General features: G+C 69.0%; 12 protein-coding genes and 2 pseudogenes. 5 read left to right on the top strand and 9 right to left on the bottom strand.

Features of this window, described 5'->3' with window-relative positions; translation table 11 throughout:
* Positions 1-33: 33 nt before the first annotated feature.
* The 6 genes and pseudogenes from ACZ5ID_RS34440 to ACZ5ID_RS34465 all read right to left on the bottom strand — a co-directional run bounded on the left by ACZ5ID_RS34440 (position 34) and on the right by ACZ5ID_RS34465 (position 4424).
* Positions 34-348 (bottom strand): hypothetical protein, encoded by a 315-nt coding sequence (locus ACZ5ID_RS34440; RefSeq protein ID WP_468906034.1) that lies wholly within the window; start codon positions 346-348, stop codon positions 34-36.
* Between the two features lie 14 nt (positions 349-362).
* Positions 363-611 (bottom strand): hypothetical protein, encoded by a 249-nt coding sequence (locus tag ACZ5ID_RS34445; RefSeq protein WP_468906037.1) that lies wholly within the window; start codon positions 609-611, stop codon positions 363-365.
* Between the two features lie 314 nt (positions 612-925).
* The gene (locus ACZ5ID_RS34450) at positions 926-1798 is read right to left on the bottom strand and encodes a helix-turn-helix domain-containing protein (protein WP_468906039.1); all 873 of its coding nucleotides are present in this window, start codon (positions 1796-1798) and stop codon (positions 926-928) included.
* Positions 1799-2637: 839 nt separating this feature from the next.
* Positions 2638-3147 (bottom strand): annotated as a pseudogene (locus tag ACZ5ID_RS34455) (transposase); the annotation flags it as partial.
* Complete coding sequence (locus ACZ5ID_RS34460; protein WP_468906042.1) at positions 3123-4034, bottom strand: helicase associated domain-containing protein; 912 nt, start codon at positions 4032-4034, stop codon at positions 3123-3125. The gene ACZ5ID_RS34460 and the pseudogene ACZ5ID_RS34455, both read right to left, overlap by 25 nt.
* Positions 4035-4178: 144 nt before the next feature.
* The gene (locus ACZ5ID_RS34465; RefSeq protein ID WP_468906044.1) at positions 4179-4424 is read right to left on the bottom strand and encodes a hypothetical protein; all 246 of its coding nucleotides are present in this window, start codon (positions 4422-4424) and stop codon (positions 4179-4181) included.
* Positions 4425-5101: 677 nt separating this feature from the next.
* Here ACZ5ID_RS34465 and ACZ5ID_RS34470 point away from each other — a divergent pair.
* Positions 5102-5938: pseudogene (locus tag ACZ5ID_RS34470) on the top strand (IS5 family transposase).
* Positions 5939-6388: 450 nt separating this feature from the next.
* Here the strand turns inward: ACZ5ID_RS34470 and ACZ5ID_RS34475 are convergent.
* On the bottom strand, positions 6389-7507 hold the full coding sequence (locus tag ACZ5ID_RS34475; protein WP_468906045.1) for a fatty acid desaturase family protein: 1119 nt from the start codon (positions 7505-7507) through the stop codon (positions 6389-6391).
* Between the two features lie 7 nt (positions 7508-7514).
* Positions 7515-8573 carry a ferredoxin reductase gene (locus ACZ5ID_RS34480; RefSeq protein WP_468906048.1) on the bottom strand — a complete coding sequence of 353 codons (1059 nt, stop codon included), beginning with the start codon at positions 8571-8573 and terminating at the stop codon, positions 7515-7517.
* A gap of 86 nt (positions 8574-8659) precedes the next feature.
* Here ACZ5ID_RS34480 and ACZ5ID_RS34485 point away from each other — a divergent pair, with 86 nt between their 5' ends.
* From ACZ5ID_RS34485 to ACZ5ID_RS34495, 3 genes are all read left to right on the top strand, one after another.
* On the top strand, positions 8660-9799 hold the full coding sequence (locus ACZ5ID_RS34485; protein WP_468906050.1) for a PucR family transcriptional regulator: 1140 nt from the start codon (positions 8660-8662) through the stop codon (positions 9797-9799).
* Positions 9800-10382: 583 nt separating this feature from the next.
* Complete coding sequence (locus ACZ5ID_RS34490; protein ID WP_468906052.1) at positions 10383-10598, top strand: hypothetical protein; 216 nt, start codon at positions 10383-10385, stop codon at positions 10596-10598.
* Between the two features lie 182 nt (positions 10599-10780).
* Positions 10781-11176, top strand: a complete 396-nt coding sequence (locus ACZ5ID_RS34495) for a hypothetical protein (RefSeq protein WP_468906055.1) — start codon at positions 10781-10783, stop codon at positions 11174-11176.
* Between the two features lie 409 nt (positions 11177-11585).
* On the opposite strand, the gene ACZ5ID_RS34500 is transcribed toward ACZ5ID_RS34495, so the two are convergent.
* Positions 11586-12424, bottom strand: a protein-coding gene (locus ACZ5ID_RS34500) for an IS5 family transposase (protein ID WP_468906058.1) whose coding sequence is annotated in 2 segments (ribosomal slippage) — positions 11586-12058 and positions 12058-12424 — 840 coding nt in all. Because the reading frame shifts where the segments join, the coding sequence is not laid out codon by codon here.
* Between the two features lie 85 nt (positions 12425-12509).
* On the opposite strand from ACZ5ID_RS34500, the gene ACZ5ID_RS34505 reads away from it, so the two are divergent.
* Positions 12510-13066, top strand: a 557-nt coding sequence (locus tag ACZ5ID_RS34505) for an IS701 family transposase (RefSeq protein WP_468906060.1), incomplete at its 3' end; no start/stop codon positions are given.

Here is a 13066-nt window from a genome sequence, read left to right on the forward strand (position 1 = left end):
GCCGGGCGGCGTCGGTCTCCAGGTCGGCGGGCATCATCGGGCTCCGCCGCCTTCCGTGCTCAGGATGTCGGCGAACGCCGTCGTGATGTCGCCGGCGTCGGGCAGCCAGCCCCACTGGCCGTGGGGGTTGCACTCGACGAACACCCAGTCCTCCGCCTCGTCGCCGTCGCCAGTAAGGGCGAAGTCGAAGCAGCCGAAGACCAGGCCGAACGCGCTCAAGTAGCTGTGCAGCGCCGCAACCGGGGCCGGGACGCCGATGGGGGCGTGCAGGAGCTCGTCCCAGTCGCCGCGGCGCCAGTACCGAGACGGGGGTCGTTGCCCGCTCCCTGGCCGGGACGGATCACGCACCAGGCGGCGTGACCTCACCAGGGAGGGGGAGATACGGCGAGCACGGTCGATGACGCGCACCCGGACGGGTGGCACAGTCCGTAGGGGCGGTAGATCCGGTCGTGGGAGGGTAGGTGGTCGCGGCTGTCGACGTACACGAGCCGCCTGCACAGCAGGGCGGGGCAGCGCAGGGTGATCAGGCGGCCGGACCAGGCATCACGGGCCACCTGATGACCCGGCCCCAGATCGTCGGCGCTCGCCGTGATCACGATGCACAGGGCCATGCCGTCGCCGCCGGCACCCGGGTGCCGGTGTGCCGCAACACGCCTCGGCCCGCCCGTGCCCGGCCTCACATTCCGCTTCCTGGCGGCTTGCTCCAAGCGGTCCGCAATCACGCTCATGACCAGGCGAATCACTCGAAGAAGTTCTCGCAGGAGCGGACAGCCGACTTCCCGCGAGGCTCAACGCGACTGATCGTCTTGGTGTTGGCGGTCAGCAACTCCACCAAGAGATCACCTGGGCCCTCGGGCCTGGACTCGATCCTCCCATCACCACGGCGAGACCGTCTGCGAGGCGCCCAGAACTTCACAAGCCGCCCTCAGGGTCGGGGTGCCGTGTTGACGTACGTCTTGGTGACGTCGGTGATGAAGTCGCGGCTGCTGTCGGGGCTGAGGGCCTGGGCCTGGAGGTGGTCGTGCAGCATGCTGTAGTGCCGCACGTCGGATGGCTTCTCCAGATAAAGGTCGCTGGTGAACCGCTCCAGATGCACCACCGTGGCCGCGGAGCTGTCGGCGAACTTCAGGATGGAGAACTGTCCTGTCATGCCCGGATGGGCGCCCGACGTGTAGGGGAGGACCTGCACCGTGATGTGCGGCTCGGTGCCAAGTGCGTTCAGGTGCTCCAGCTGTTCACGCATGACGTCCGGGCTGCCGACGACACGGCACAGTGCCGATTCGTCCAGGACCGCCCACAGTCGCAGCGGCCGGGCCGGGTCGTAGATCCGGTGCTGCCGGCGCAGCCGCACCTTCAGACGTGTGCCGGCCTCTTCGACACTGAGCAGAGGGATCGTTTCCGCGATGACCGCGTCTGCGTAGGCCGGGGTCTGCAGCAGAGCGGGGATCATCATCGATTCGTAGGTGTGGAGGCAGACGGCGTCCGTCTCCAGGGCCACGTAGACGCTCTGCGGGATGTCGCCGTAAGCGTGCCACCAGCCCTGTTGCCCGGATTCCTTGGCCAACTGCATCAGTGAGTCGATGATCTGCGGGTCTGTCTCCCCGTAGACCGCGCACAGATCGCGGACATCACGGGGGCTGATGGCGCGGCGGCCGTTCTCCAGGTGACTGATCTTGGGCTGGGAGACCATAAGGCGCTCGGCCACTTCGGTGGTCTTCAGCCCACTGGCCAGGCGTAGCCGGCGCAGCTCGGCTCCCAGACGGCGTCTTCTGGCGGTGGGGTTGCTGTTCGCCGCCACGAGCGGTGTACCTCCGGCTCCAAGTCATGCTGATGGCTCGCAGACTGCCATGGACATGGGCTGTTGATCAGGCGCCTTGCCGCCGTGTTCGCGGCTGCCAAAATGGACTGTGACCTTGTCATTTGCCTCACGGCAGGGACCACTGGGCGTTCTACGGGGAGAGAGCGAAGGCAGGACTGAGCAGGCGGTCGCATCAGACGACCCGCCGGATGTCCGCCGGGGTCGTCGGCCAGCACGATGGCGCCCCTGATGCGCTTGCCCACCGGCTTGCGGCGGATCTCGAAGCTGTGGCACACGCCGATCACGATCTTCAGACCGTGCTGCCCGACCCGGCCCGGGTCAGCGGCCCGGGCCACCGGCAGGGCCGGATCGGTGTCCCACGCGCTGATCTCCCGGATCCAACGGACACGGGCCGGGCGCGTGCTGCATCAATGACGTCACCAGCGAGCAGATCCTGCACGCCGTCTCCCACCTCCCGAGCCCCGCTGTGGAGGTGTTGGGTCCGGTGGACGAGGTTCAGCCCGGTTTCGCCGTTATGCCCTAAGCGGGGACGGAGGTCATCAAAGCCGGACTGCCCGCCCCGGGGCATGAGTCCCCACTGCACCCCCGGGGTGGGGTGCTCCCGTTCTGGTGGAAGGACCTCAACCGTGACCGGAACGGGGGTTCCTGCGCTCCCAGGCCGGGACGGATCACGCAGCCATGCGGCGTGACCTCACCAGGGAGCGGGAGTTGCGGGCGGGCGTGATCGGTGACGCGCACGCCGGACAGGCCGCACAGGCCGTAGGGGCGGTGGATCCGGTCGTGGGCGGGTACGTGGTCGCGGCTGTCGGCGTACACCAGCGGAGCTGGGTGGCGGTGACCTCGGCGACGTCGTCCTCGGGCCCGAGACGGACGGCATCCAGCAGCTGGCACCAGGACGTCCGGCCCGATTCGAGGGCGGCGACGAACGAGTACGGCCAGCCGGGCACGAACTGGTCCGAGGACCGTCCGCTGCGGCCGTAGACGTGGCAGAACAGACGCTCCGCGCTGGTCGGCGCGTCGGGGCGGAGCCAGTTGCTGACGTCGACCGCCAGGACCAGGCGCCCGTCGGCGGCCCGCGGCATCGGCAGACCGGCCAGCACCTGCCGCAGCCGGGGCACGTCCACGTACCCGTGGTTCAACGCCTCGTACATCGCGCCGTGCCCACGCCGGTGCTCGGCCACCAGCGGGAGGTCAACCGGCGAGGTCACCGGACCGTCCACGCACAGCAGCGCGTCGGCCAGCTCGAACAGTTCGTGCCCGCGGGCGGTCAGGCAAGGGAGCGAGTTCGACGGATAATTCGACACTACGGAGCTCGGGAACTCAGGCAACTGGCGGAGCGCGGGCGGAACTCCGCAACAAGCCTGTACTGCTCCCCGGTGCACTGTCCGGCGGTCTGCTTCGTGCGGGTCTTGCGCCACCACGGGCCGATCATCACCCGCTCCCCGCCCGCCTCGATCCACTCCCGGGCACCGGGCTGGCGGCCGTACCGCTCCACGAAAGCCCGTAGCAGCAGCGCGTGCTGCTCGAAGGAACGGCGGCGGCGCGGACCGGTGGCCTGGGAGGCGGTCTTCGGTGCAGGGAGCGGGATGTGGTCGGGGGTCAGGCCGAGGCGGGTGAGGAGATCACGCTGGCCTGGGTCGAGCTGGGGCCAGGCGGTGAACTGGCGGTGCAGCCACGACCCGGCCTTCACACCGTCAACCACCGTGTCCCGGTGCAGCGTGGCAGGGTCGTTGCCGGCCTCGATGTGGCGGCGCAGCAGGTGGTATTTGCGGTGCCAGTCGGGACCGTACGGCAGCGTCCAGGTGGGGTCGAGGGCGGTGAGGTCGGCTTCGCGGTCGAGGTCGAGGAGTCCTTGCGGGCGAGGCCGCGGCAGTTGACGAGGAACTGGCCGCCGGGGGCGGTGGCGGGGATGGCGAGGTGGCCGCGTTCTTCGTGGAAGGCTTCGAGGGTGGCCATATTGGCTTGCCAGGCGCCTTCGTGGTCGTCCCAGACCATGCCGAGGTCTTCGAGCTCGGTGATCCAGTCGGGGTCGAGGGCGTGTTGGATGGTAGGCGGTGCGCTGTCCGGTGATGAAGGCGCCGAGGCGGTAGCCGTAGGCGTCTTCGAAGCCGGTGGGGACGCGCAGGTGGCCGTGCTCGGCGTGGTAGCGGGTGGCGGCAGCCGGCGCGGCGGGGTTCGGAGAGGCGCCGGTGGCGGGCCAGGCGATGAGGTCCATCGCGCGGGCGATGTGTTCAGGGTTGAGGGTGAAGTCGAAGCGGAAGCGGCGCGCGATCAGCCGGTGGGCGGTCCGGTCCAGGCGGCGCTTGGTGTTCCTCTCCTCCCCAGGTCGTAAGGCGGCTAGGCGGCGAGGGCAGCCGGCCTACAGGGCGTCCAGCGGGCCCGTCGTGGGAGCGGGCGGTGAGTCGTCGTCATCGCCCGGGGAGCCGGGGAACATCAGCCAGGCACTGGCGCTGATCATGCCCATGGACGTCAGTCCGAGGGACAGCTTCGCCAGCCGCATGCCGCCCACCCATCCATGCGGGGACCCGAAGACCACCCAGAAACCGAGGGCTGCTCCGGCGAGCAGGACGATGACAGCAGCGGTGCGGCGCAAGGCAGTTGACATACGTCCATTATCTCATTCGGGCTCACCTCACGGCCGGCCGCCCATCTGGCTCTCACGGGGTCATGACGGCCCCATGACGGACTGCCATGACGGGTCTGATCTGGAAAGAACGCCGGGGCGGCCCTGGTCCCGGCGTCTCGTAAGCGCCCGTCGTCCTCTCGGCGACGCCCGACACCCCGCACGTCTCCTCAGCTGGCGCATCCAACAGGAGATTCGACGGCTCCAGACGCCCGGCGCCCTACCCTCGGCACCGGCCACAGCACCAAAGCCCGGTGCGCGTCGCTCCCCTCGTTGACTGTCGTCTCGCGCGCTCGGCCGCCGCAAGTGCAGGAGTACGCCTGGCCGGCAGTCCAGCTCCATGGGTATTGGTTGGGCGACGTTCAAGAGTTCGGAGAGGCTGTCGCGGCCGGGGGTGTCGTCCGGGAGGGCCTGGCACAGGGCCACGGCGCGGGTTTTGGTGAGACCGTTTCGATAGGAGGCCGGGAGCCCGCCGTACGCCTGTGCAGCAACGTGCGCAGCGGCTTTCCGGTCGCCGTCATGGACGAGGCAGGACGCCTGGTCGATCGCGATCAGCGCCCGGGTCATGAGCGACGGGGCCCGTGACAGTTGGAGGGCGGCGGCCCGCGCTTCGTACGCGCGGCGGGTCTCTCCCAGATGGGTGAGGGCCGTGGGCGCGGCTGGAGCCGTTACTGCCGCAGGGCGGCAAACCCCGCCGGCCGCCGGTGTGGACGCGACGGCAGTTGATAGACGGCATACGGTGGCGGACCCGGACCGGTGCTCCCTGGCCTGATGTGCCGGAAAGCTACGGACCCTGGGACCGGGTCTACGACCTGTTCCGGCGCTGGCAGCGCGATGGCTTCTGGGGCAAGCTCGTCACCCAGCTCCAGGCCCAGGCCGACGCCAAGGGCTTGATCACCTGGGACGTGAACGTCGACTCCACCATCTGCAGGGCCCACCAGCACGCCGCCGGGGCGTCGAAAAAAGGGGATCTGCAAAAGGAGCCGCCCGGCGGTATCGCCGTCGATCCAGCCGACCACGGCCCCGGACGCTCCCGGGGCGGGCTGAGCGCCAAGGTCCACCTCGCTGTCGAGTAAGGGCAGAAGCCGTTGTCCGTGTTGATCACGGCCGGTCAGCGAGGTGATTCTCCGCAGTTCGAGCCGGTCCTGGAGGCGATCCGGGCGCCCCGGCTCGGTGCTGGGCGGCCACGTAGCAGACCGGACCGGGTGCGGGCCGACAAGGCGTACGACTCCCACCACAACCGGTCCTACCTGCGAAGACGCGGGATCAAGGCGACCATCCCGGTCCCAGCCGACCGCGTCCGCAACCGCCAGAAACTCGGCTCCCGATGCGGCCGGCCGCCTAAGTTCGACAAGACCGACTACCGCGAGCGCCATGCCGTCGAGTGCGGGAGCAATCGCCTTAAGCGCCACCGGGCCGTGGCCACGAGGTACGACAAGCTCGCCGTCCGTTACGAGGCGACCGTGCGGGTCGCAGTCCTCAACGAATGGCTGTGACCAGCGCTTCTCAGTCAGAGCCTAGGAACGGATGTGCGTGCGGGCTTGCTCGATCCACCCCAACACAGCCTTGGCACCGCAGCTCTCGGCGACCGACTGCGCCTCGTCAAGGTGGTGGAACGCCGCCGCTGGGTCGGCGGTTTCGGCCGCGAGGTAGGCAAGTGCCACCAGGCCAGCTGATCGCTTCCCACCCGCCGCCCCGTTCGGCGAACTCCTCGGCGATGTCGTTGAATGAGGGCCCGCGCACGTAGCTGACGGCGGTGTCGGAACTTTCCGGAGCCGTACCGGACAGGTCCGAGACGACGGAGCCGGGCCACCCAGCCAGCCAAGACCTCGGACCCGCAGTCGGGAGATCGGGGTCCTGCCGTCGCGTCCGGCAGTTGGCTGCTCCCGGATTCAATCTCCGGGAATGAAGCGGTAGGGCCGAAAGATCCGAACCAGCACCGGGAATCAGGCCGCGACGAGCTCCTGCACGCGGTCCGGCGTCCTGACCTTGGGCTTCCTGTTCGGCAGCGAGAGCCGGAAGACCTTGTGCCACGCGGAGAACACCTGCTTGGGCAGCGGCCCGGTGACGTACTCCAGCTCGTACTTCTCGAACAGCGCGCGCACCTTCACCGCGACCTCGGCGTACCGGTTGCTCGGCAGGTCCGGGAACAGGTGGTGCTCGATCTGGTGCGAGAGGTTGCCGGTCATGAAGTGCATGGCCTTGCTGCCGCTGATGTTCGCCGAACCCATCATCTGGCGCAGGTACCACTGGCCGCGCGTCTCGCCCTCGATCGACCGGCGCTCGAAGACCTGCACGCCCTCGGGGAAGTGCCCGCACATGATCACCGAGTGGGACCAGAGGTTGCGGACCAGGTTCGCGGTGAACGTGGCGGCGAGCGTGTTAAGGAACGAGGGGCCCGACAGCAGTGGGTGGATCACGTAGTCCTTGAGCACCTGCTTGCGGATCTTACGGCCGACGGCTTTGGCCCGCGCACGGAACTCCGGGTCCTTGCGACGGTGCTTGTCCAGGTTGTTGCCGAGCTCAAGGTCGTAGGCGGCGATGCCGTACTCGAAGAAGCAGGCGTTGAGGAAGTTCCACAGCGGCTGGCCGAGGTGGAGCGGGTGCCACTCCTGGTCCTCGTCCACGCGCATGATGCCGTAGCCGAGGTCATTGTCCTTGCCGATCACGTTGGTGTACGTGTGGTGCAGATCGTTGTGCGAGTGCTTCCACTGCTCGGCCGGCGAGACGTGATCCCAGTCCCAGGTGGTGGAGTGGATCTTCGGGTCCCGCATCCAGTCCCACTGACCGTGCAGGACGTTGTGGCCGATCTCCATGTTGTCCATGATCTTCGCCACGGACAGACCGGCGGTGCCGAGCAGCCACGCGGGCGGGAACATGGAGAACAGCAGCACGCCCCTGCTGGCCAGCTCGAGCTTGCGCTGCGCGGAGATGACCTTGCGGATGTAGGCGGCGTCTTTCTCGCCGCGGCTTGCGATCACCTCGTCGCGGATCGCGTCCAGCTCGCGGCCCAGCTCCTCGATCTGCTCCGCGGTCAGGTGGGCGGTGGGGTCGATGGCGGTCAAGGTGCTCCTACCGTTCGATGTCGCAGGGGCCCGCCGCGGCGGACACGCAGGTCTGGATGAGGACACCGGGCTCGGCTTCGGTGATCTCGCCGGTGCGCAGGTCGCGGACGGCCCCCGCCTTGAGCGGTGTGACGCAGCCGTAGCAGATGCCCATGCGACACCCGGAAGGCATGAGCACGCCGGCCTCCTCGCCGACGTCCAGCAACGGCGTGGCGCCGTCCGCGTCGACGGTCTTGCCGGTGGTGCGGAATGTGACCTCGCCGCCGCTGTCCCCGGAGACGACGATGCTGGGGCGGAAGCGTTCGGTGTGCAGGCGCTTTTGGACGCCGTGCTGGATCCAGTGCGCCTCGGCGGTGTCGAGCAGGCCCGCGGGTCCGCAAGCCCAGGTTTCCCGCTCGGCCCAGTCGGGCACGAGCTCATCGAGGCGGGCGATGTCGAGCATGCCGTCCGTGTCGGTGTGCAGCTCGGTGAGGCGCAGCTTCTTGTCCGCGGCCAGGTCGTGCAGATCGTTGCGGAAGATCACGTCTTGTGGCTGCGGTGCGGAGTGGACCATGACGACGTCGTCGAAGTGGGTGTCGCGCAGCATGCCCATCACCGGCGTGATGCCGCTGCCGGCCGTCAGATAGAGGACCTTGGCGGGTTTGGCCTCCGGCAGTACGAAGTCACCGGTCGCCTGGTCGAGCTGGATCAGCGTGCCCGGTTTCGCCCGGCGGACCAGGTGGTTGCTGACCTTGCCGCCCGGGATCGCCTTCACGGTGATCGTGACGCGGCCGTCCCGGCGGTCCGTCGGCGAGGTGAGCGAGTAGGCACGCCACAGGCGTACCCCGTCGACGTCGACCCCGATCCGCACGTACTGACCAGCCGTGTGGCCGCGCCACCCCCGCCCCGGCCTGATCACGAGGGTCGCGGCGTCACCCGTTTCGGGGTGCACGGCCTCGATGCGCCCGCGCAGTTCAGCGCCCGCACGCAGCGGGCTGACCAGATCGAGGTAGTCCGACGGCAGCAGCGGCGTCGTGACCATCTCCAGAAGTTTCCACGCCCTGCCGCGGAGGGCTGCACTCGTCATGACTCCACCTTGATGCGCCTCAGGGCGTAAAGTCCTGTCCGAAGAGCGTAAATCTGTTCGGCTGAATTGTTCGCAGGAAACAAAACATGAACCATGCAATCCGGAGAGCCAGCGAACTGACCCTGGATGAGACAACGGTCACCGCACTGCGGGCCGCGCTGAAGACCACCGCCGACGAGGTCGTCCAAGCGATCATCGACGAGGTTCCTCCCTATGCCAACGCCCTTTCGGGCCGCATGGGCGGCATCATCCGCCGCGCCGTACGTACAGCCCTGGGGCACTACCTGGACCTCGCGAGCGGCAACGCCACAGGCGGCGACGCCGGTGACGCAGCCTACGAGCTGGGCCGCGGCGAGGTCCGCGAGGGCCGTTCGATGGACGCCCTGCTCAGCGCCTACCGCGTCGGCGCCCGCGTGGCCTGGCGATGCCTGGCCACGGGTGCCGTACCCGCCGGGCTGCCCGCCGCCGAGGTCGCCAAGTTCGCCGAGCTGACCTTCGCCTACATCGACGAGCTCTCCGCCGCGAGCGCCGCGGGTCACGCCGACGAACTGGCCGCCCAGGGCCGGGCCCACGAGCGCCACCTGGAACACCTGGCCCGCGACCTCCTCGCCGACGCGAGCCCGGACGTGCTGCGGGCCTCCGCGCAACGGGCCGGGTGGCAGCCTCCGGTGTCGCTGACCGCGGTGCTGCTGCCCGCCGCTCAGGCTCGGCCTGCTTACCGCACGCTCAACCCCAACACGCTCGTCCTCGACGATCTGCCGGACGCCTGGGGCGTGCTGCTGGTCCCCGATGCCGACCGGGCACATCTCCTGAGACAGCTGAACGACCGCGCCGCCGTGGTCGGCCCGACCCGGCCATGGACTCGTGCGTCCGCCTCGTACGCACGAGCCGTACGCGCGCGCTCCCTCTCCTCCGACATCCGCGACACCGAGGACCACCTGCCCGAGCTGGTACTGAGCGCCGACGCGGACGCGTTTGCAGACCTGCGTGCCCGGGCCCTCGCACCCCTGCGGACCTTGCCTGCCGCGACCGCGCGGCGGCTGGAGGAGACGTTGCGGGCGTGGCTGCTGCACCAGGGCAGGCGGGACGAGGTGGCAACGGCATTGTTCGTCCATCCCCAGACCGTCCGGTACCGGATGTCACAGCTGCGAGAGCTGTTTCCGGAACTCGCATCGCCGCACCGCGTCCTTGAGTTGACGCTTGCGCTCGGTCTCCAGGTCAGCTGACGCATGCCCCGACGTCCACGACCATGTCCGGAGCGGCGAACGTGTCCTCATTTCGCTGCGGTGCGCACCTGCCACAGCACGTTGCAGGGCGCAGTGCCGTCAAGGCGGATTTGAGTGCTGTCCCAGCCGTCCTGAACGAGGTGGGTGATGATGGCGAGCGAGCCTTGGCCGAGGGATCGTCCCGGCGGACGCCGCATCCTTCGCCGCGTCGTGTGCCTCGGGAGGCGATGAGCCGCCAGATGTCGTGATGGGTTGCCGAACGGCTGTTTTCCTTGAACCGAGTGGGCGGCCGGGGCCAGGTCGGACGGGTTTGGCTGCACGCGCCGGCGTCAGGGTCTGAGCGTGGAGGTTTCTGAACCCGGTTCATACGGGGGTCGTGGTCACCCGCCAGAATGCCGCCCGGCCGCAACGGTCCGGGCCGGTTCGCCGGCGGTAGCAGTGGCTTAACCGCTCTGTTCTGGGGAGCTGAAACAACCAGCCTGGCCCTGCTGGCCAGGGCCAGGGCCAGGGCCAGGGCCAGGCACTGTCACCGCTGATAGCGGCCTGGCTCAACCCGCACGCCGGACCTGGGAGACTAGGGATCATGACCGACCGTCGACCGCTCTCGCTGCCCGCCTTCTCCGAGCCCGCTTCCGACGCTCCCCTACCCGCCCAGGCGGGTGGGCGCCGGCTGGTGCCGGTCGAGCAGGGCGCCGACTTCCGCCAGCCGCCCGGCGAGCCCGAGCCCGCACCCGCCCCGGCCCGACGCCCGCTCGCCCCCGCCGCCCTCACCTTCTCAGACCCGGACCGCCATATCTGAGCGCTACCTCCACGGGTTGCGCCACGTCCAGGACCAGCTCACCACCTGGCCCCCACCGCCCGGTGTGCCAGCACCTCCATCTGGACAGTGGTCGTAGTCGGCCGGGCTCCCGCCTCGGATACCGTGTCCCTCTACGGGGTGCCATAACGGATGTGACACCCCCCACCGGAGGTAGTCAGCGTATGAGTTCAAAGCGCAGCAAGAATCCAGCCCTGCCCGTACTTGACGACGCATTCCGGCTCGAGTCGGTCAAGGACGCCGAAGAGTCCACCCGTGACTTGGCCGCGCGGCTGGCCACCACCGAGCTGCGCCGCGTTTCCCACCCCGGCCGGGTCACCTGGGAGCCCATCGAACAGGCCGAACCCGTACCGGTCCCGCCGACTGTGGTCGACGGTGACGGGGACCTGTGGCTGCGGGACCGGGGCACTGGCACCTGGACCATGCCCGAGTTCAACCCGAAGGAGTTCCCGGCCCGCTGTGGCGAGGTTCTGACGTGGAACGAGCTTGCCTGCGAGTTCGGCCCGCTTACCGCACTGGCCGACGACCGCCGCATCGGCGGCGGCGGCGGCCGACGCTGACCGCGCAGCCTTCTGGGATGACCGCGCCCCTGAAGCGCCCGTTACCGTAGCTGGGAGCTCCAGGTGCCGCAGCCCCCACGCGCCGATCGGTGACGCAGCGTGGCCGGTCCACAGAACCTGAGCCTGACCCCGTTCTCGTGAACAAAGCCAGACGCCCTCTCACCGAGCACGATGGGACCGGTTGGCGAGACCGCTATGCGATGCGCCCCTTCGTGGGGTGGAGGCACGTTGCGGGATCCCATTGCCTCCCCCAGAGGGGTAGTGCACCGGACGTGCGGGAACAAAGACCTCAGGTCCTTGTTCCCGTACGTCCGAGGCGCTCGCGGCATGCTTGTGGCCGGTCAGGCAGCTCGCACCGGTCAGGCGTCCCACCTGAGGAGAACGCGGGTCCAGGTTCTGTCGTCAAATATCACGCCCACAGCAGGAGTGAGGCGAGGGTGACGGCTGCTTCGTAGGATTCGGCGGTCTTGTCGTACCGGGTGGCGATCCCTCGCCCTTGCTTCAGGCGGGTGAAGCAGCGTTCCACGACGTTGCGGCGTTTATATGCCTCGCGGTCGAAGGCCGGCAGGCGGCCTCCGCGGCTGCCGCGCCTGGCCCGGTTGCGGACCTGGTCGGCCCGCTCCGGGATCGTGTGCGGGATGCCGCGGCGCCGCAGCCAGACGCGGATCGCCTTCGAGCTGTAGCCCTTGTCGGCCAGGAGGTGGTCCGGCCGGACGCGGGGCCGTCCCGGGTTTTTCCGCGGCACCCGAATCGCTTCCATCACGGCGGTGAACCGGGTGCAGTCGTTGGTGTTGCCGCCGGTGACGACGAATCCGAGGGGACGGCCCCGGCCGTCGCAGGCCAGGTGGATCTTGCTGGTCAGGCCGCCTCTGGAGCGGCCGGGCCCCGGGTTTTGGAGCCCCCCCTTTTTCGGGCCCCGGCAGTGTGCTGGTGGGCGCGTACGACGGTCGAGTCGACCGCGACGAGCCATTCGACGTCGCCCGCCGCATCGGCTTTCGCCGGGGCGGCCCGGAGCATCCGGTCGAACGTTCCGTCCATCGCCCACCTGCGGAGACGGGTATGGAGCGTGGCCCATGGGCCGTAGCGCTCGGGCACGTCCCGCCAGGCCGTCCCGGTCCGGAACTTCCACACGATCCCATTCAGGACCCGGCGGTCGTCCAGCCGCTTCCGCCCACGCGACGGCGCGGGCAACAACGGTCGGACGAACTCCCACTCGGCATGACGACGTATCACGCCACCATGATCCACCAGGCAAGATCATTTGAAGACACTGCCTAGTAGTGCTTTGTTAGGTGGTCTTGTCGTGTCGGGGCTCTGGTAGTTCGCTGGCTGTATGAGGGCTGGGGAGCTTGCGGCGGTTCGGATTCGTCTGGAGGAGTTCGCGTCCGAGGTGTTCGCGCCCTTGGTGCGGCGGGATCAGCGCGAGAAGGGTGCCTTGTATCTGCGGGGGCTGCTGCTGGACGGCCGCAGGAAGTCGATGCAGCCGATGGCGGAACGTCTTGGTGTCGATCATCAGCAGTTGCCGCAGTTCGTGACGTCCTCGACGTGGCCGGTCCAGGACGTGCAGTCCCGGCTGGCATGGCGGGCGGTGGCGTCGGTGCGGCCGCAGGTGTGGGTGGTGGACGACACCGGTTTCCCCAAGGGCGGCCGTTGTTCGCCCGGGGTGGCCCGGCAGTACTCCGGCACTCTGGGCAAGGTCGGCAACTGCCAGATCGGTGTAAGCGTTCATGCCGCGTCCGATACCGCCGCGTGTCCGTTGTCCTGGCGGCTATACCTGCCCGCCGCCTGGGACGGGCCCGAGGCAGCGGCACGCCGGCGGGCCTGCCGGATACCCGAGGCCGAACACCACCGGCCCAAGTGGCAGCTCGCCCTGGACATGCTCGACGAACT

Source organism: Streptomyces sp. NPDC031670, from assembly GCF_055580545.1.

Excerpts from the sequence above, each read along its gene's own strand:
- ACZ5ID_RS34490 (WP_468906052.1), top strand. The coding sequence starts at position 10,383 with ATGACCGACCGTCGACCGCTCTCGCTGCCCGCCTTCTCCGAGCCCGCT.
- ACZ5ID_RS34465 (WP_468906044.1), bottom strand. The coding sequence starts at position 4,424 with ATGTCAACTGCCTTGCGCCGCACCGCTGCTGTCATCGTCCTGCTCGCC.
- ACZ5ID_RS34460 (WP_468906042.1), bottom strand. The coding sequence starts at position 4,034 with ATGGACCTCATCGCCTGGCCCGCCACCGGCGCCTCTCCGAACCCCGCC.
- ACZ5ID_RS34445 (WP_468906037.1), bottom strand. The coding sequence starts at position 611 with ATGGCCCTGTGCATCGTGATCACGGCGAGCGCCGACGATCTGGGGCCG.
- ACZ5ID_RS34495 (WP_468906055.1), top strand. The coding sequence starts at position 10,781 with ATGAGTTCAAAGCGCAGCAAGAATCCAGCCCTGCCCGTACTTGACGAC.
- ACZ5ID_RS34485 (WP_468906050.1), top strand. The coding sequence starts at position 8,660 with ATGAACCATGCAATCCGGAGAGCCAGCGAACTGACCCTGGATGAGACA.
- ACZ5ID_RS34480 (WP_468906048.1), bottom strand. The coding sequence starts at position 8,573 with ATGACGAGTGCAGCCCTCCGCGGCAGGGCGTGGAAACTTCTGGAGATG.